Below are 18,880 nucleotides of genomic sequence, written 5' to 3' on the forward strand. Positions count from 1 at the left end.
TGCCTCACTCCCCGGCGAAGGCGGCCTCGGCACGCTGCGCGAGATAGCCGCGCAGGTCGGCCGGCCACGGCGCGAGCAGCTGGTCGAAGCGCGCGCGGTCTCCCGCGAACAGGGCGCGCGCCACTTCCTCGAAATTAGCCTCGCCGCCGGCGGCCGCGGCCATGAAGCGATAGCCGGCCTCCTGGGCGTGGCGGATGCGGTCCTTGCCCGCGCCGGCGCGGCGCGCCTCGTCCACCAGCCTGCGCAGCACCACCGAGGCCCCGCCCGGCTGCGCGCCGAGCCATTCCCAATGGCGCGGCAGCAGCGTGACCTCGCGCGCCACCACGCCCAGCCGGGGACGGCCGGGGCCGCGCGGCGCGCCGGCTTCGTCCGCCGGCGCGACGGCGGTAACGGTGGTGGCGACAGCGGACGCGGCCTGCTCCGCGGCGGCGATGCGCGCGGCCACCTCGGCGGCGCTGCCGCGGAAATCGACTTCCGCCTGCTGGCAGTCGTCGTCGCAAAAGATCAGCACGCCGGCGACCGGCTGGTCCGCGAAACGTTGCCTGACCTGCCGCGCCACATGCGCAAGCGGGCCCGCGGCGATGCGCCGGCTGCCTTCGAAGGCGGTGTACTGGACTGGCTGGTTCTCACTCATGACGGACTGGCGTTGCCGCGGAAGATGGATGATGGCGCCAATATTACCCGGGTGAAATTGGATCGTCAATATTACCCGGGTAAAAATAGAGGGACGGCACGGGTACGCCAGGCCGCACAGGCGGCCACATTCAAATTACCTCAATGACTTGTTGATATTTCCGTCACGCACGCCCGCGCCATCTGCTTAAACTTGCTTTCACCGGCGGGCAACACAGCCAGCCGAAGCCAGATCCCGCAGTTCAAAATTTCGCAATCATCGAGGACATCGCCATGAGCGCCATCGCCACCAAGATCGCCATCGTCTACCACAGCGGCTACGGCCACACCGCCAGGCAAGCCCAGGCCGTCGCCCGCGGCGCCGCCGGCGTGGACGGCGTGGAAAGCCTGCTGATCAGCATCGACGACATCGACCAGCACTGGGACACGCTCGAAAACGTGGACGGCATCATCTTCGGCGCCCCGACCTACATGGGCAGCGCGTCGGCGCAGTTCAAGGGCTTCATGGACGCCACCTCGCGCAACGTCTTCGCCAAGGGCGGCAAGTGGGCCAACAAGGTATCGGCGGGCTTCACCAACTCGGCCTCGCGCTCGGGCGACAAGCTGGCCACGCTGCAGCAGTTGTCCATCTTCGCCGCGCAGCACGGCATGCACTGGGTCAACCTGGGCCTGCCCCCGGGCCACAACAACTCCAAGTCGACCGAGGACACGCTGAACCGCCACGGCTTCTTCCTCGGCGCCGCGGCGCAGTCGAACGCGGACGAGAGCGCGGACGTAGTGCCGCCGCTGGCCGACCTGCGCACCGCCGAACACCTGGGCGCGCGCGTGGCGGAAGTCGCGCGGCAACTGGCCGTCGGCCGGCGCGCGCTGGCGGCGGTCAAGCAGGCTGCCTGAACCTGACGCGCGGGCACCCGCGGGCACGCCACGGGCGCCGCCGCCGCGCATGGCGGCGGTGAAGGCAGGGGCCGGGCACCGGACAATACCGGTGCCCGGCCCCTTGTCCGTTCAGAACAGTTTCGAGAACAGCCAGAACAGGCAGCCCGACAGCAGGATCGCCGCCGGCAGCGTCAGCACCCAGGCCATCATCAGGTTGCGGATGGTGGACATCTGCAGGCCCGAGCGGTTGGCCGCCATCGTGCCGGCCACGCCCGACGACAGCACGTGGGTGGTGGATACCGGCAGGCCGAAGGCATCGGCCGCGCCGATGGTGGCCATCGCCACCAGTTCGGCGGACGCGCCCTGCGCGTAGGTCAGGTGAGTCTTGCCGATCTTCTCGCCCACGGTGACGACGATGCGTTTCCAGCCGACCATCGTGCCGAGGCCGAGCGCGATGGCGACGGCCACCTTGACCCACAGCGGGATGAATTTGGTCGCGGCGTCGATCTCCTGCTTGAACGCGGCCAGGTTTTCCCTGGTGGTGGCGTCGAACTTGACGGCACTTTCCTTCTCCAGCAGGCGGATGGCCTCGGAGGCGAGATACATCTCGTTGCGCACGTTGGCCACCGCGGCGGCCGGTACGCCCGCCAGGCTGTCGTGCGCGCGCACCTGGTCGCCGATCCCGCCGGCGACGACGGCCAGCGCCGGCACCACGCCGGCGTTGAACTCGTGGGTGCGCAGGTAGGTCGACAGCACGCCGCGCGGATCGGACGGCGCCGCCGCCGGCGCGGGCACGCTGTGCCGCAGGGCTTCGCTGGTGACCTGGGCCACGGCGGCGAAACGCGTCGTCTCGTCGACCGGCATGGCGCGGTTGAGCGCATACGACAGCGGCACGGTGCCGACCAGGATCAGCATGATGAGGCCCATGCCCTTCTGCCCGTCGTTGGAGCCGTGCGCGAACGACACGCCGGTGCAGGTGAGCACCAGCAGGCCGCGGATCCACAGCGGCGGCGCCTTGTTGGCGACCGGCTCGGCATACAGCTCGGGGCGCCGGACCAGCGCGCGCAGCAGCAACAGCAGGATGGCCGCGCAGCCGAAGCCGACCAGCGGCGAGAGCAGCAGCGAGTAGCCGACCTTGATCGCCTGCGGCCAGTCCACGCCGCTGGTGCCGTCGCGCCCGTGCATCAGCGCATTGGCCACGCCCACGCCGATGATCGAGCCGATCAGCGTGTGCGACGACGACGCCGGCAGCCCGAGCCACCACGTGCCGAGGTTCCAGATGATGGCGGCAATCAGCAGCGCGAACACCATCGCGAAGCCGGCCGCGGAACCCACCTGCAGGATCAGTTCCACCGGCAGCAGCGAGATCACGCCGAACGCCACCGCGCCGCTCGACACCAGCACGCCGAGGAAGTTGAACACCCCCGACCACATCACCGCAAACTGCGGCGGCAGCGAGTTGGTGTAGATCACCGTGGCCACGGCGTTGGCGGTATCGTGAAAGCCGTTGACGAACTCGAAACCCAGCGCGATCAGCAGGGCAACGCCGAGCAGCAGGAAGGGCAGCCACGTGGTCGGCATCGACGCCGCCGAGGACAGGTCGTGGACCAGGCTCATGCCGGTGTAGGCCACGCCCGCGGCAACCAGCAGCAGGAAGGCCAGGCCGGTGAGCTTGCCGGGCCGGTGGTCCAGGTTGGGGCGCATGCGCCCCGCATCGGCGATGGGCGCCGTTTCGATCGTGTTGCTCATGTTCCGCTCCCCCTTGCGCAAAGATGAAGCGCCATCCTCCTGCCGGAACATGACACTCCCATGACGCGCGTCTCATGCGCATCACAAAGGGGGCGGACTATTTCCAGGCGGAACCGGGTGCGCGGCCGGCCTGCGGCCGGCATTTCCGCGGCGGTTTCAGGGCGTGGGCCCGGGGCGGGCCAGCAGGCGGATCAGCCCGTCGATCTCGCCCGCGCAGGCCTTGGCGGCGCGCGCCTCGGCGGCGCGGTAGAGGCGGATCACTTCCTCGCCGACGGGCGTGAGCACCGTGCCGCCGCCCTGCGAGCCGCCGTGCTCGGAATCGACCGCCGGCTGGGCCAGCGAGCGGTTGATCTCGTTGAGCAGGTCCCACGCCCGCTTGTAGGACATGTCGAGGCGCTTGGCCGCGGCCGAGATGGAGCCGCAGGCGCGGATGGCTTCGAGCAGGGCGATCTTGCCGGGGCCGATGGCGATGGTATCGCCGAGCATGATGCGCATGCGCAGGAGCGCCTGCGGTGCGTCCGGGCTGACGGTGGTACGGGAGCGGGCTAGTTTGACCATGACGCGATGGTAACTCGGCGCGGCCCCGCGGCGGTATCGATGCGCACCCGGAACGCGCCCGCCGCCGTCCCGATATGTGCGCCGCGCGCTATGTTAGAGTCGACATAACGCCGGCCGCGCCCCCGCGAGCGCCGCGCCGGCAGCCGGGAACGCCGCCACGCGGCGCGCCCGCGGAACCACGGGAGGAATCCAGATGCGCAAGCCGAACGGTCCGCTGTCCGCATTGTTGCGCGCCGCCCTCGTGCCGCTGCTGCTGTCGGCATGCGGCGGCCCCAACATCCCCGGCGGCGCGGTGGCGCCACCGGCCCCGGCCGATGGCCAGTTGCAGGTGGCCGGCGCGCTCGACCGCCCGGCAACGCTCACGCTGCCCCGACTCCACGCGCTGCCCGCCGTCACCCAGACCGTCAGCTTCGCCAGCAGCCGCGGCACGCAGACCCATACCTACGTGGGCACGCCGCTGTGGAACCTGCTCGACGGCATGGGCATCCAGGCCGACCCGGCAGCCAGGAACGACGCGCTGGCGCGCTATGTGCTGGCCACCGGCGCGGACGGCTACCGGGTGGTCTTTTCCCTCGCGGAACTGAAGCCGGACTTCGGCAACCGCGCCAGCCTGGTGGCCTATGGCGAGACCGTGGACGGCGCGGCGGCGCCGCTGGCCGCCGGCGGCCCGCTGCGCGTGACCGCGCCCGGCGACGGCGAGGGCGGGCGCTACGTGGCCGGCCTGCGGCGGCTGGAAGTGCGCGCGTCCGGCTCCACGGTGGCCGCGGCGGACGGCGCCCCCTCGACCCGGATCGCGGTGAGCGGGGCGGTCAGGCAGCCCGGCAGCTTCGACCTCGCCGCGCTCAAGGCACTGCCGGCGGTAACGCGCACAGTCGGCGCCCACACCTATACCGGCGCGAGCTTGTGGGACCTGCTCGATGCCCGGGCCGGCCTGGCGCCCGGCGCGGCGAAGAACGGCATGCTGGCGATGTACGTGGTGGCCACCGGCAGCGACGGCTACAAGGCGCTGGTGGCGCTGGGCGAGATCGCGCCCGGCTTCGGCAACCAGCCGGACCTGATCGCCTACGAGATGGACGGCGCGCCGCTGGGCGCCGGCGGCTTTGCCCGGCTGGTGATTCCGGGCGACGGCAAGCCCGGCCGCCACGTCTCCAGGCTGGTCAGCCTGGAGGTGTTCGCGGCGCCGCCCGCCCGCTGAGCCCGCGCCGGGCTCAGGCGCGCACGGCCAGCAGCACGCTGGAGGCCTTGAAGATGGCGACGGCCGCGCCGCCCTGCTTCAGGCCGAGGCCGCCGACGCTCTCGTTGGTGATGATGGCCACGATCTCGCCGCCCTGCGGCAGGCCGATGGCGACCTCCGAATTGACGGCGCCGGTCTTGATGCCCGACACCGTGCCCACGAGCTGGTTGCGGGCCGACAGCAGCGTGCCCGGATCGGGCACGCCGACGATCACCGACGAGGCCTTGATCAGGGCAGTGGCGTCCTTGCCCACGGCCAGCCCCAGCCGCCTGGTGCTCTCGCCGGTGATGCTGGCGACGATGCGCACGCCGCCGGCAATCTCCAGGTCGATCTCGTCGTTGACCGCGCCCTGGCGGATGGCGCTTACCTTGCCGTCGAGCTTGTTTCTTGCGCTGATATTCATCTTCCCCTCGATTGGTCGATTGATCGATTGGTCGTTTCGGCGGCCATCACTCTGGCCGCAAGGACGCCGGCGCGCGCGCCGGCGGTGAGCCGGGCACCCAGCCAGCAGATATTACCGCCTTTGCGCGCGGCTTCCGCCGGTCCGGCGCGGCTCCGCACATCCGTTATATTCAATGGTATATTTCGACGAGACGGCGGGACCCCGCACCTGGCTGCCACGCGGCGCGGTGCCGGGCCTGCCCTTTTCCACGCGAGGTATCGCATGCACGCTCCACCGTTTCGCCTGGCCCGCGCCAACGGCATCGAGACGGCGCTCGGCAACCAGCCGGCGCCCCTGGCCTGCTGCGCGCCGGCGGCGCCGCAGGCACGCCCCGCGCGGCGCCGCGCGCGCCTGGCCGAGCTGGACTCGCACCTGCACTGCTCGATCATCGGCACGTGCATGACCACCGGCGAGCTGCGCAAGCTGGTGCCGCGCTTCGTGGCGCTGGACCGGCAGCGCGCCACCGACCTGGAAATCCACCACGAGGCGGTCAAGCTCGCCGGCGCGGGCGGCGACGGCTGCAAGGCCCTGCAGAAGGCGCTCGACGAGCGCTATGCGCAGGCCCTGCGCCACTTCAACGCGGCGCGCGACGCCGACGCCGTGCTCAAGCTCTGGCAGGAAGCGGTGGCCAGCGGCGACATCCCGCCGGCCTACTGGGCCGTGATGACCCATCCGGAAGCGAGCAGCCCGGTGCGCCAGGCCGCCTTCGGCGAGGTGCACATGCTGTCGCACCTGGTGGGCGCCGCCAACCGCGCCGACATCCGGCGGCTGATGGCGCTGGAGGAAGACAACGCCGCGCTGCGCGCCAAGCTCGAGCGGCAACAGGAACGCCTGCAGGAAATGAGCGCGCGGCATGACGCGCAGGCGCGCGAGCTCGCGGCGCTGGGCGAGCGGCTCGCCCACGCCAGCGCGCGCGCCGGCGCCGAGGGCACGCCGGCGCAGGCGGAGCTGCGCGCGCTGCGCGACGCGCTGGCCGAGCACGAGCGAGCCGCCGCGCTGCACGCGAGCCGCCGCGAGGCCGCGGAGCAGCATGCGCTGCGGGAGCAGGAAGCGGCGCAGGCGCTGCGCGCGCAGCGCGACGACGCGCTGGCGCAACTGGCCGCCAGCCACGCCGAGACGCGCGCGCTGGAACAGGCCGTGCTCGCGGCCGGCGGCCAGGACGGCGAGCCGCGCGGGCGCCATCCGGGGCTGCGCCACCTGGAGGGCAAGCGCATCGTGTACGTGGGCGGCCGCCCCGGCTCCAACAACGCGCTCAAGGCGCTGGTCGAATCGACCGGCGGCCACCTGGTGCTGCACGACGGCGGCATCGAGGACCGCAAGGGCCTGCTGGCCGCGACGGTGGCGCGCGCCGACATGGTGGTCTTCCCGGTGGACTGCATCGACCACGATTCGATGAACATGATCAAGCGCGTGTGCGAGCGCCACCAGGTCGCCTACCATCCGCTGCGCACGGCGAGCGTGGCCAGCTTCGTGGAGCTGGCGAGCCGCGTGGCCGTGCCGCCATCCGGCCACGCGGACACCACCGCCGCGCCGCGCGCCGTGGCGCTTGCCGGCGCGCGCGCACCGTGATGCGTCGCTCGCATCCTTGCTATCCTTTGGGCCGGCGCGCCATGCGCTTGTCCTCTCCGGCCGCGCCGGCGGCCTGAATCCGGCCGACATCCCGGGCCGGCGCGTGAACGCCCGCCTGCGGCCCGCCGCGCACCCGCTTCGCCACACCCGCCCGCGGCGCATGCATTGACGCGCGGCCGGCGCAGCTGGCCGGCGCGCGGCCCCGCCCTCCCCGCTCCGGCGCAGGCCATTCCGAATGGCATCGGCGCGGCGCGCGCCGCGCCGGAATGCGCGAGCTGCCTGCCGTTGGCGGAACGTCCCTCGCCGCGCGCACAGGCTGCAAACAGGGCCTTCGCATTGCGATTGGCCGACATGCCGCGCCGCTGCGCGAGCATCTCGGGAGATTCCTACAGCACAGCAATGTGATTGGGAATTTTCCCCTCCTACATTGGGAAATTTCCCAAAATCATGTCGGAAATGGCGGGATAAAGTCCTGCGTGTTATCGGCATGTTCCGCCCGGACCCGCTCGCGCGCCGTTCTGGCGACCCCACATGACAAGCCACCCGTCCTTGACCGCGCCGCGCAGCCGACAGGCATTGCGTGGGCTTCCGGCGTGCCTGTCCGCCGTCTTTCGCCGGCGAACGCACGAGCCGGCCTCCCACTCCAGGCCGCCGTCGCGCCACGGACGGCCCGGCGGACGTGGCCGGCACATTGCACTGCCCCGGCCACGCCATCGGCAATGACATGTGCTCACGAGGCGCCGTCAGCACAAGTACATAACCGCACCTGAAACAGCACATGCGCATTGACCGACGCTTCCGGCTGGTTGCCGCCTTCATCTTCGTGACCACGCTGGGTCTGGCGGGCTACCTGCTGCTGCTGGAATGGCGGACCTACAACGATGCGCAGGAGACCGGGCCGATGCTGAACCTGTTCCGCGCGGTGCTGGTCGCGGCCGAGAAGGCCTCGGCGGAGCGCGGCCCGTCCAACGCCGTGCTGGGCAGCGACACGCCCGCGCCGGAGAACAAGCTGCACGACCTCGAACGCGCGCGCGCCGAGACGGACAGCGCCATGATGGCAGCCATCGCGGGCCTCGAGGCTTCTCAGTGCGACCATTGCTCGGCCAGCGCCAGGCAGATGCGGCAGACGCACGCGCAACTGCGCGCCGCGCGCGCGCACGTCGACCGGCTGGTGCAACTGCCGCGCCCGGGGCGCTCCACCGACCGGCTGTGCACGGTGCTGAGCACCATGTTCACGGCCACCACCGACATCATGCAGATCTCCGACGAGGTCATGTTCGACCTGATCCGCGCCGAGCCGCTGACCGCCGAGCATGCCGGCATCGCGCGCCTGACCGCCGAGCTGCGCGAGCAGGCCGGCCGCGCCGGCTCCGTGTTCACCCCGGCGCTCACCGCGCGCCGGGCGCTGTCGGTCGACGAGCAGCGCGCGCTGTGGACGGAGACCGGCAGGATCCGCGCGCTGGGCGAGCTGGTGATGATGCGCACGCGCGACGACAAGGCCGCGCGCCGCGAATCGCTGCTGGCCATGCATGAAATGGGCTCGAGCTATTTCACCGATGGCCTGGCCTATCTCAACGAGATCGCCACGCTGCCGCCGCACGACCTGCGCTACCCGACCACCGCGGATTTCGCCGAGCGCTACGTGCCCACCATGAGCGCCATCATCCGCGTGCGCAATGCCGAGCTCGCCTCGGCCGAGCACATCATCCAGGCGCAGGACGCCATCGCCGGCAGCCGGCTGCGCGTGCTGTGCGGCGTCATCGGCATCGCGCTGCTGGCGCTGGCCGTCATCATCATGCTGTTCGCGTACCGCGTGATCCGCCCGCTGTCGGGCGCGACCGACGCCATCCGGCGCATCGCCGGCGGCGACTACAAGGTGTCGCTGCCGTCGGCGCGGCGCAGCACCCAGATCGGCGCGCTGCTGCATTCGGTGCAGGTGCTGCGGCGCGCGGCCATCGCCAAGGACGAGCTGGAGGCCGACCGCGACCTGCTGATCCGGCAGTTGCAGGAAGCCGCCGCGCAGGAGCGCGCACAGGCCGAGGCGCTGATGCAGGCGAGGGATGCCGCCGAGGCCGCGCTGCACGCCAAGGACAGCTTCCTGGCCATGATGAGCCACGAGATCCGCACGCCGATGCATGGCATGCTGGGCCTGCTGGAGATGCTGATCGACACCGGGCTGGACGAGCACCAGCGCCACCTCGCGCAGGTGGCCAACAGCTCGGGCGAGGCGCTGCTGCAGATCCTCAACGACATCCTCGACTACGCCAAGATCGGCGCCGGCAAGATGAAGATCGTCGAGGCCGAGACCGACATGCGCGAACTGGTCGAAGGCGCGGTGTTCCTGCTGTCCGGCAATGCCTACGAGAAGGGCCTGCGGATGAACATCTGCATCGACTCCGGCATCGCGGCGCGCTACCTCGCGGACACCGCGCGCATCCGCCAGATCCTGCTCAACCTGATCTCCAACGCCATCAAGTTCACCATGCAGGGCAGCATCAGCGTGAGCGCCACGCTGGTGGAGAGCGCCGGCGCGCACGAGACCATCGAGATCACCGTGAGTGACACCGGCATCGGCATTCCGGCCGAGTCGCTGCGCCGGCTGTTCGAGCCGTTCGAGCAGATCGACGGCCATTCCACGCGGCGCTTCAGCGGCACCGGCCTCGGGCTGACGATCTGCCGGCAACTGGCCGAACTGATGGGCGGCCAGCTCGAGATCAGCAGCAACGAGGGCAACGGCACCTCGGTGACGCTGCGGCTCGCCCTGAAGGTCGATTGCGGGCGCCATGCGTTCCCGCAACTGGCCGGCCGCGACATCGCCATCGACGTGAGCGACGCGGCCGCGGTGATGGCGCTCAAGCACTATGCCAGCGCGGCCGGCATGCGGCCGCTGCTGACGGGCGAGGCGGGCGCGCACGGCAAGCCGGATGGCCACGACGCGCCGCTGCGCATCGTGGCCGCCCGCGGCGCCCGCGCGCGCGCCGGCGACATCCTGCTGGCCCACCAGGGCAGCCAGCCGGCCGACGCGCCGGACGGCGGCCCGGTGGTGCTGCACGACAACCCCATCGCGTGGAGCGCCTTCGTCGCCGCGTGCCAGGAAGCGCTGCTGCGCGGCAAGGGCGGCAACGCGGTCGCCGCGGCGCCACCGGACAACGGGCCGGCGCCGTCGGACAAGAAGACCGCGCGCATCGTGGTGGCCGAGGACCATCGCGTCAACCAGTTGCTGCTCAAGATCCAGTTGCGGCAGCTCGGCTACGACAACGTGGTGATCTGCGACGACGGCGAAGGCGCCTGGAAGGCGCTGCACGCCGAGCCGGCGGACCTGCTCATCACCGACCTCTACATGCCCGGCATGGACGGCTTCGACCTCGCCCGGCAGGTGCGCGCCACCGAAGGCGGCAGGCACACGCCGATCATCGCGGTGTCCGCGTCCACGCTGGCCGAGGAGGAGCACCGCAGCCGCGCCGCCGGCATCGACATCTTCCTCGGCAAGCCGGCCTCGATGCAGGAGCTGAAGCAGGCGATCCGGCGCGCGCTCGCGCTGCACTGAGGCGACGCGCGCGCGTCATCGCCATCATCGCGCCGCCGTCCTTGCCTGCCCCGCCGCCCTGCCCGTCCCTCCCTATTCGGCCACCGCGCCCGAGAAGCGCGCCGGCATGATCCAGCGCTCCAGGCAGGCGCGCAGGACATGCAGTTGCGCGGGCTTGAACAGGCATTCGTCCATGCCGGCGTCCAGGCAGCGCTGCATTTCCTCCGCCTCGGTGCTGGCGGTGATGGCGACGATGGGCAGGTGGCGCCGCCCCTCCGCGTCGTCGCCCGCTTCGGCCGCTTCCTGCGCGCGCACCCGCCCCGCCAGTTCGTAGCCGTTCATGACCGGCATGTGGCAGTCGGTGATCAGCAGGGCGTAGCTGGTCCTGCCGAGCGCGGCCAGCGCCTCGCCGCCGTCGCCGACCGCGTCGCTGGCGTAGCCGAGCACCTTGAGCTGGCGCTGCAGCAGGATGCGGTTGGTGGGATGGTCCTCGGCGATCAGGATCAGCCGCCCCTGCGCCAGCGCCAGCTCGCGCGACACCGCGGGCACCTGCGCCGGCGCGGCGGCGGGCTCCGCGCCGCGCGCCGCCTGGCTGCCGACGGCGGCCAGCGAGGCCGCGCGCAGCGCGCGCCACGTCAGCGGATTGGCGCTCAGGCGCACGTCCGAGCGCGTGAGCCGGTAGCCGGCCAGCTTGGGCTTGTCGGTGATGCGGATGGCGCCAGACGCGGGCGCCTCCGTGCCGTCGTCCAGGAACAGCAGGTCGAAGCCCGGCTCGCCGGCGCCGTCCGCGCGCGCCGGCTGCCGCTGCTCCACGGTCTGCGCGCCGGCGGCGCGCAGCAGGTGCGCGATGCCGCGCGAGACCTGCGCATCGGCCACGCGGATCGCGGCGCGGCGCCCGGCCAGCGGGCGGACCGTATAGGCCATGTCCCTGACCGGCAGCGCGAGCCGGACTTCGGCCTGCGTGCCCGCGCCCGGCGCGCTGGCCAGCGTGATCTCGCCGTGCATCAGCGCCAACAGCCGGCGGCAGATCGACAGGCCCAGGCCGGTGCCGCCGAAACGCCGCGTGGTCGACGAGTCCGCCTGCATGAAGGGCTCGAACAGCCGCGCCTGCTTGTCCAGCTCGATGCCGACGCCGGTGTCGCTGATGCGGAACACCACGGTCTGCCTGCCGTCGCGCTCGCCGGCCGCCTCCACGGCAAGCGTGACGGTGCCGTGCTCGGTGAACTTGATGGCGTTGCTGAGCAGGTTGAAGAGGATCTGGCGCAGGCGCACGCTGTCGCCCAGCACCACCGCCGCCACGTCGTCGCTGACGTCCAGTCGCATCAGCAGGCCCTTGTCGTGCGCGCGCGTGGCGAGCAGGCCGAGGGCGTTGTCGCACAGCTCGCGCAGGTCCAGCGGCAGCCATTCGATGTCGATGCGGCCGGCCTCGATCTTGGAGTAGTCGAGGATATCGTCGAGGATCTGCAGCAGCGCGCCGGCGGAGTCCTCGATCATGCCGACCGTGGAAGCCTGCTCGCGGCTCAGCTCGGTGTGGCCGAGCAGTTCGACCAGCCCGAGCACGCCGCTCATGGGCGTGCGGATCTCGTGGCTCATCATGGCCAGGAAATTGTCCTTGGCGCGCGAGGCGGCCTCGGCGATGTCGCGCGCGCTCGCCAGCGCGGCGGCGCGCTCGTGCTCCTCGGTGGTGTCGGTCCAGTAGCCGTTCCACAGCGTGGTGCCGTCGTCCTCGCGGCGCGGCACGGCGTGCAGCCGGGCCCACTGGAAGCCGCCGCGGCCGCGCAGGCGGACCTCGTGGTTGACCGCCTGCAGCGCCGCGCCGGCGCGCGTGACCGCCGCGCGCAGCGGCTCGGCGTCGTCCGGATGGACGCAGGCGCGCACGCGCGCGCTGTCGGCCATCATGTCCTCGGCATCGAGCCCGAACAGTTCCTGCGTGTTGCCGCTGACCCAGACGAAGGCGAAATGCCCGTCGCGCGCCTGGCGCATCTGGAACACCGTGGCCGGCAGATGGCGCGTGACATCGGTCAGCCGCGCCTCGGCCTCGCGCGCCTTGAGCTCGGCGCGGCGGATCTCCGAGACCTCCACCGCCGAGAAGATGACGCCGCCCGCCTCGGACTCGTTCGGGGCGAACGGCTGCAGCCAGCACAGGAAGTGCCGCGCGTGCCCGGACGCGGCCTGGAAATCGAGCGCGATATGGTGCATCTCGCCGGCCTGCATGGCGTCGCGGATCGCCTGGTCCAGCGTGGCGCTGATGTCGGCGCCCCACACCGCGGCCTCGTTCTGCAGGCGGCCGACGAGGCGCTCGCGCGTCACGTCCAGCAGCGACAGGAAGGCCGCGTTGATCGCCAGGTAGCGCCCGTCCTTGTCCATGACCGCGATCGGCAGCGGCACGGCGTCGATCAGCGTCGACTGGAAGCGCTGCTGCACCGAGACCTTGCGCTCCACCGCGCGCCGGCCGGCTGCCTCCTTGCGCAGCAGGTACTGCGAGCGCAGCAGGACGGCGACGATGCACAGCAGCGCCGCGATCGGCAGCCCGGCGCGCTCCAGGATCTGCCGCCACGACGGCTCGAGCACGTAGCTGGCCGCCATGTAGCGCTTCTGGATGTCGAGCCGGCGCTGGTCCTGCAGCGCCGACAGCGCGCGGTTGACCAGCGGCAGCAGCCGCTCCGACAGTGTCGGCGACACCGCGAAGCCGATGTCCAGCAGGCGCTCGCCCGAGCCGATCACGCGCAGCTTGCCGGCGAAGCTGCGCTGCAGCTCGACGTCCGCCGAGGCAAGGTCGTCGACGTAGACGTCGGCGTCGCCGTCCGCCACGCTTTGCAGCGCGGCGTGCACGCTGGGCGCGGTGGACAGCAGCGCGCCCGGCACCCCGCGCCTGACCACCCCGCCGGCGCCGCCGGCCGCGGTGACAACCACGCGCAGGCCGGCGAGTTCCCGCAGATGCCCGACCGCGGGCGCCGACTGCCGCCCGACGATCACCACCGGGAACGCGGCGTAGGGCCGCGAGACCGGCAGCCGCCGCAGGCCGGGGTCGTTCGGGGCCGCCACCGCCATCAGGTCGAGCGCGCCGTCGTGCATGGCGTCCACGGTCTTGCCGAAGTTGCCGGACGGCACGCGCTGGAAGCGCAGGCCGAGCGCCTCGCCGAGATAGCTCAGGTAATCGAGCGCGATGCCGCTCGGGCGGCCGCTGTCGTCGAGATAGCTGTAGGGCGGCAGGCCCACGTCGAAGCCCACGCGCAGCGGCGGCAGCGCGTTGAGGAAGGCGCTTTCCTCGGGCGTGAGGAAGAACTGGTCGGCGTCGTCCTGCTGCACCAGGCGCGCGTTGATCCATTTCGCCAGCAGCATGAGGCGGCGCTCGCGCGGCACGCGCGCGAGCCCTTCGTCCACCCGGTCGCGCAGCGCGGTGGCCGCGGGCGGGAAGGCGAAGTGCACGGCGCTGCCCGGTTCGCGATAGGCGTTCACCACCGAGAGCGCGTCGAACTCGCGGCGGGCCAGCGCGTATTCCGCCACCGGCTGCACCGCCGAGTAGAAGTCCGCCTTGCCCGCCACCACCGCGCGCAGGCCGTCGGTGACGTCGCCCACCGGCACCAGCGTGGCGCCGGGATACCGCGCGCGCACCACGCTTTCCATGTAGAACCCCGGCTCGGCCGCGAAGCGGACGCCTTTCGAGCCCGGCGACAGCACGCCGGCCACGTGGTCGGCGGTGCGCCCCACCACCACGGTGTCGCCCTCGAAATACGGCGCGGAATAGAGCAGGCAGCGCGTGCGCGCATCCGTCTTCGCCATGCTGATCAGGAGGTCGATCTCGCCGGCGCAGGTGGCGGCGATCAGCGCCGGGATGTCGGGATAGGCGTGCTCGACCAGCTCGAGCGCCGGGTTGCCGAGCGCCTCGCGCAGCAGGTCGACGCCGTATCCGCTCGGCTGCGCGCCGCGCGCGAACAGGAAAGGCGGCAGGCCCTGCCTGACCGTGCCGATGCGGATGACGGCCGGCACCGGCCCGGGCGCCGCGGCCGGACCGGTCGCGCCAGCGGCCGCAGCCGCCGCGCCGAACGCCGGGCCGGCGCAGCACGCCAGCAAGACAAGATGAACCAGCCACCGCCGCCAGGCCTCGCCCGAGGTCCAGGTTTTTTCCATGAGTCGGTTGTCCTATGTCGCCGCGGCGCGTTGCGCTCCCGCGTGGCCGCCCGCTCCGTGCGCCGGGAGCCGCATGGCCGATGGCTTTGCATGATAGCGCCTCCGCCGCGCCGATGGCCGGGCTTCCCGGCACGGTACGAAGCCGCGCCGGCGCGCCGCGCGGACGCCGTTTGCGGCGGCGGCGGCGCCCGCGATCTGATCTTGCGCAAGGCGCGGGGAGAAAACCGAAGTATTCCGACTTGTTTGCGGAAATTTCCGGGCTCGGTACGAAGGCATTGACGCTACCTTGTACCTCGGCCGCCGGGCGTCATCGCGCATGCGACGCCGCGCGCGGGCCGACAGACTCAGAGGTTGTCTTATATGAAAGTCGCACTACTGGATGCCAACCCGGCAAGCTCGCAGCCGGTCGCCGAGCTGGTGACGGGCGCCGGATTTCCCTGCCACTGCTATGAAGAACGGGCCGCGCTGATCCGCGACCTGCGCGACCACGTCTTCGACATGATCCTGGTCGCCGGCGAGCTGCCGGACGGCAACGGCACCGAGGTCGTCAGGATGATCCGCTGCACCTTCGCCTTCCAGACGCCGGTGATCGTGGTCTCGCCCGGCGCCAGCCACCACGAGATCATGGAGACGTTCGCGGCAGGCGCCGACGACTACTGCTGCGCGTTGCGCCCGGCCGAGCTGCTGGCCCGCATGGTGTCGCACTACCGCCGCCACCACAGCGCGCAGCCCTCCCGCCAGCGCCTGATCCACCTCGGCGACTACGTGCTGAACATCGACCGGTACAGCGCCACGCTGCGCGGCAAGGACATCCGCCTGACGCCCAAGGAATTCGGCCTGGCGTGGCTGCTGTTCTCCTCGCCTTCGCAGGTGCTGCCGCGCAACCACATCGAGACGATGGTGTGGGGCCACGTGCTGCCCGCCATGTCGCGCGCGCTGGCGGCGCTGATCGCGCGCCTGCGCCGGGTGCTGGAACTGCGTTCCGCCAACGGCATCACCATCGCGTCGATCCACGCCCTGGGCTATCGCCTCGACGTCCAGGAGGCGGCTCCGGCCGGATGGCATCCGGCCGGGCGCGGCGCGCCCGGCGACGTGCCGGCGCGCATGCCGCCGCCGACGCCGGCGCCCGGGGAATACGCGCTGCCCGCCGGGCTCGGCGCGCCCGGGTAGCTGGCGCAGCGGCGCCGACAACCGGCGCGGGCGCGCGCCGGACAGAGTTTCTTAACCAAGGGAATCAGCGAGGAAATCAGGAAATGAAGAAGACAATCGTTGCGGCGGCGGCCGCGGTCCTGGCAAGCGGCGCGTGGGCGCAGAGCGCCGTCACGCTGTACGGGGTGGCCGATGCCGGCCTGGAGTTCGTCAACCGGCAGAACGGCAACGGCGACAAGGTCTACCGCCTGCAGTCCGGCAGCGCGCTGACCGGCTCGCGCTGGGGCCTGCGCGGCGCGGAAGACCTGGGCAGCGGGCTGAAGGGCATCTTCGTGCTGGAAAGCGGCTTCGACCTCGACGACGGCAGGGCCGGCGACCGCCTGTTCGGCCGGCAGGCCTACGTCGGGCTGGAGACCCCGCAGGGCACCGTCACGCTGGGCCGTCAGCAGACGCCGATGTACGACTTCGCGCTGCAGTACGACCCGATGGCCGCCGTCAGCAGCTATTCCATCTACGGCATGGACAGCGACTTCGGCTCGCGCGCCGACAACGCCATCAAGTACCGCGGCCAGTCCGGCGGACTGACCGTGTCGGGCCTCTACAGCTTCGGCTACGACGGCCAGGGCGGCACGAATGGCGAAGTCCCCGGCCACTGGAAGGTAGGCCGCGAGTATGCCTTCGGCCTCAACTATGCCGTGGGCCCGCTGGCCGCGGGCGCGGTCTTCGACCAGAAGAACGGCGACACCATCGCCTCGCGCAACCGCCACGACCAGCGCGCCACCATCGCCGCCAGCTATGCCTTCGGCCCGGCCAAGGTCTTCGCCGGCTACCGCTGGCAGCACCTCGGCTTCACCTCGGCGCTGGGCAACGGCACGGCTCACCTGGGCTGGGCCGGGGCCAGCTACCGGCTCACCCCCGCGGTTTCGTTCAGCGGCGCGGTGTACTACCAGGACAACCGCGGCACCAGCGCGGACCCGTGGCTGCTCTCCGCCGGGGGCAACTACGCCTTGTCCAAGCGCACCGACCTGTACCTGAACATGGCCTACGCGCTGAACAAGACCGACCGCTCGCGCGGTTTCATGTCGGACACCAGCGTCAACGGCAACGGCCAGGTCTCGCCGGGCGACAACCAGTTCGGCGCCAGCTTCGGCATGCGGCACCGCTTCTGACGGCACGGCCCCGGCCTGACGGATTGGCGGGGTTGCCGCGGACGCCCCGGTGCGATGCCACGGCATGCACCGGGGCGTGCGGCTTTCGGCGGTCCGGCGGCGGTATCGGCGCCGGCACGCGCAATGCGCGCAACATGCGCCAGCCATCACAGCGGCGGCGCGCGGCATGTGCGCCTTGTCGCCCCGCCCCCTTGCGCCCCCTATCGCTCCGCCAGGCAGTCGTTCATGTGCTCGATGGCCGGCTCGAACAGCGCCAGCAGGGCCAGCACGCCGTCGGCGTCGCGCCGGCGCGCGGCCGCTTCCAGGCGCGCGCAGAGCGACACCACCGCGCGGGACTCGAGGATGCGCGCCGAGCCCTTGAAACGATGCGCCAGCGAGGCGGCCTCGTCCCAGCGGGACGCGACGCAGGCATCGCGCAGCAGCACGAGGTCGTCGCGGTTGGTGTCGACCAGGCTTCTCACCAGCTCCGCGATCATGTCGGGGTCGCCATCGGACAGCGTCTCGATGGCCGGCCAGAATGCGGCCTCCTCCTCGGCGCTGATCGGCATGAGCCGATGCCGCACCAGTTGCCGCACGAGTTCGTGCTCGCGCACGGGTTCCGCCAGCGTGCCGCCGAAGCGCGGGTCGGCCGGCCCCGCCGACACCGCCAGCCACAGGGTCGGCCCGGCGCCGTCCGGGTCCGGCGCCACGCCGGCCGGCAGCGCGCCGTCGGCGGGCAGCCGCACCACCACCAGCCGCCACCCCTCGCCCAGCGGGCCGGGCGAGGACAGCGCATGCGCGGTCGCCTGGAAGCCCAGGCCCTCCATCAGGGTGGCGAGGCCGCTGTCTTCCGCCCAGTCCGTCGTGTCGCCGATTAGCAATGCGCGATGCATGATCCGTAGTCCTTGAAGCTGCGTCGATGAAATTCCGGCACCGTCACGGCACCACATGACAGCGCCGTGCGAAGTCTACCAACTCCACCAGCGTCGCGACACGCAGCTTGGCCATGATGTGGATCTTGTGGCTGCTCACGGTCTTGTTGCTGATGAACTGCAGCTTGCCGATGGCGGCATTCGACAGCCCCCGCGCCAGCAGTTGCAGGATGACGATCTCCTTGTCGGTCAGCTGCTTGAGCCGGTCGTTGTCGTCGCGCAGGTCGGGCGGCACGGCCTCGGCGTCGCCCACTTCCGGCGGGAACAGCGTGTAGCCGGCCATCACGGCATCGACGCAACGCATGATCTCGTCCACGTCCTGCAGCTTGCTGACGAACCCCTTGGCGCCGAGCTGCATGGCGCGCGGCGCGAACGTCAGCGAATCCTGGCCGGACAGCACCAGGATGCGCACGTGCGGATGCATCGCCCGCAGGCGCGGGATGACCTCCAGGCCGTTCACCTTGGGAATATCGAGGTCGAGAATCACAAGGTCGGCCGGGTACTCCTTCGCGATGTCCAGCGCGGACTGACCATTGTTGGCCTCCAGCACCCGGCTCACGCCCAGCACCTGCGAAAGCCGCGTGCGAATGACCATGCGCATCGCTGGATGATCGTCAACTATCAACACCGTTGTCATTGCGCAGTCTCCGTTCAGAAAAATTTGCGCTATCTGCCACGGAAGCACGCGGAATGCGTGATCCTTGTCTTCCGATTCTGCGATAAAGCGCCTGAGGCAAGTATGGGAAACCCCTGCTTTCGCTGCGGAAAGATCGCCATATGGCATGCGGCATGTCGCGTCCGCACGGACGGCGCAGCACTGCGCCGCAGCGGCGGCCGGAAAGCGCCGCATGCCGGCACGGCACCTTCGCCCTGGCCCGGCAGAATCCTCCCGCCTCTGTTCGGGAAATGTCCGAGCCCAGCTGCAAGGCCGCT

13 protein-coding genes are annotated in these 18,880 nt (G+C 71.3%); 6 read left to right on the forward strand and 7 right to left on the reverse strand.

The genetic code is table 11. From position 1 onward, the window contains the following. Nucleotides 1-4 precede the first annotated feature (4 nt). A complete protein-coding gene (locus AC3WXD_RS25880) occupies nucleotides 5-634 on the reverse strand; it encodes a DUF2239 family protein (RefSeq protein ID WP_492324951.1) in 630 nt (209 codons plus the stop codon). Between the two features lie 272 nt (nucleotides 635-906). On the opposite strand from AC3WXD_RS25880, the gene AC3WXD_RS25885 reads away from it, so the two are divergent. Further along, a complete protein-coding gene (locus AC3WXD_RS25885) occupies nucleotides 907-1,527 on the forward strand; it encodes a flavodoxin family protein (protein ID WP_020202787.1) in 621 nt (206 codons plus the stop codon). 111 nt (nucleotides 1,528-1,638) lie between these two features. On the opposite strand, the gene AC3WXD_RS25890 is transcribed toward AC3WXD_RS25885, so the two are convergent. Together AC3WXD_RS25890 and AC3WXD_RS25895 are read right to left on the reverse strand one after the other, a co-directional pair. After that, a complete protein-coding gene (locus AC3WXD_RS25890; RefSeq protein WP_492324952.1) occupies nucleotides 1,639-3,258 on the reverse strand; it encodes an inorganic phosphate transporter in 1,620 nt (539 codons plus the stop codon). 156 nt (nucleotides 3,259-3,414) lie between these two features. After that, a complete protein-coding gene (locus tag AC3WXD_RS25895) occupies nucleotides 3,415-3,816 on the reverse strand; it encodes a winged helix-turn-helix domain-containing protein (protein ID WP_231401599.1) in 402 nt (133 codons plus the stop codon). A gap of 193 nt (nucleotides 3,817-4,009) precedes the next feature. Here AC3WXD_RS25895 and AC3WXD_RS25900 point away from each other — a divergent pair, with 193 nt between their 5' ends. Then, nucleotides 4,010-5,011: a molybdopterin-dependent oxidoreductase gene (locus tag AC3WXD_RS25900; RefSeq protein ID WP_492324953.1), complete on the forward strand. Its 1,002-nt coding sequence runs from the start codon at nucleotides 4,010-4,012 to the stop codon at nucleotides 5,009-5,011. 13 nt (nucleotides 5,012-5,024) lie between these two features. On the opposite strand, the gene AC3WXD_RS25905 is transcribed toward AC3WXD_RS25900, so the two are convergent. Then, entirely contained in the window at nucleotides 5,025-5,453 is a 429-nt protein-coding gene (locus AC3WXD_RS25905) for a TOBE domain-containing protein (protein ID WP_020202783.1), read from the reverse strand. Between the two features lie 261 nt (nucleotides 5,454-5,714). Here AC3WXD_RS25905 and AC3WXD_RS25910 point away from each other — a divergent pair, with 261 nt between their 5' ends. Together AC3WXD_RS25910 and AC3WXD_RS25915 are read left to right on the forward strand one after the other, a co-directional pair. Continuing rightward, nucleotides 5,715-7,061, forward strand: coding sequence for a DUF2325 domain-containing protein (locus AC3WXD_RS25910; protein WP_059412204.1), 1,347 nt, complete (start codon nucleotides 5,715-5,717; stop codon nucleotides 7,059-7,061). A gap of 778 nt (nucleotides 7,062-7,839) precedes the next feature. Further along, nucleotides 7,840-10,608 (forward strand): ATP-binding protein, encoded by a 2,769-nt coding sequence (locus AC3WXD_RS25915; RefSeq protein ID WP_492324954.1) that lies wholly within the window; start codon nucleotides 7,840-7,842, stop codon nucleotides 10,606-10,608. A 72-nt stretch (nucleotides 10,609-10,680) separates the two neighbouring features. Here AC3WXD_RS25915 and AC3WXD_RS25920 read toward each other — a convergent pair whose 3' ends face one another. Then, nucleotides 10,681-14,718, reverse strand: coding sequence for an ATP-binding protein (locus AC3WXD_RS25920; protein WP_492324955.1), 4,038 nt, complete (start codon nucleotides 14,716-14,718; stop codon nucleotides 10,681-10,683). Nucleotides 14,719-15,078: 360 nt separating this feature from the next. Between AC3WXD_RS25920 and AC3WXD_RS25925 the strand changes: the two genes are divergently transcribed. Next, nucleotides 15,079-15,888 carry a response regulator transcription factor gene (locus AC3WXD_RS25925; protein ID WP_020202780.1) on the forward strand — a complete coding sequence of 270 codons (810 nt, stop codon included), beginning with the start codon at nucleotides 15,079-15,081 and terminating at the stop codon, nucleotides 15,886-15,888. 83 nt (nucleotides 15,889-15,971) lie between these two features. Continuing rightward, a complete protein-coding gene (locus AC3WXD_RS25930; RefSeq protein WP_492324956.1) occupies nucleotides 15,972-17,036 on the forward strand; it encodes a porin in 1,065 nt (354 codons plus the stop codon). Between the two features lie 200 nt (nucleotides 17,037-17,236). Here the strand turns inward: AC3WXD_RS25930 and AC3WXD_RS25935 are convergent, their stop codons facing one another. Both AC3WXD_RS25935 and AC3WXD_RS25940 read right to left on the reverse strand, forming a co-directional pair. Next, nucleotides 17,237-17,908, reverse strand: coding sequence for an Hpt domain-containing protein (locus tag AC3WXD_RS25935; RefSeq protein ID WP_196812866.1), 672 nt, complete (start codon nucleotides 17,906-17,908; stop codon nucleotides 17,237-17,239). 43 nt (nucleotides 17,909-17,951) lie between these two features. Continuing rightward, the gene (locus tag AC3WXD_RS25940; RefSeq protein WP_029043558.1) at nucleotides 17,952-18,584 is read right to left on the reverse strand and encodes a response regulator transcription factor; all 633 of its coding nucleotides are present in this window, start codon (nucleotides 18,582-18,584) and stop codon (nucleotides 17,952-17,954) included. Nucleotides 18,585-18,880: the final 296 nt, after the last annotated feature.

The sequence above is a fragment of the Cupriavidus sp. FW216-B1 genome (assembly GCF_058789195.1).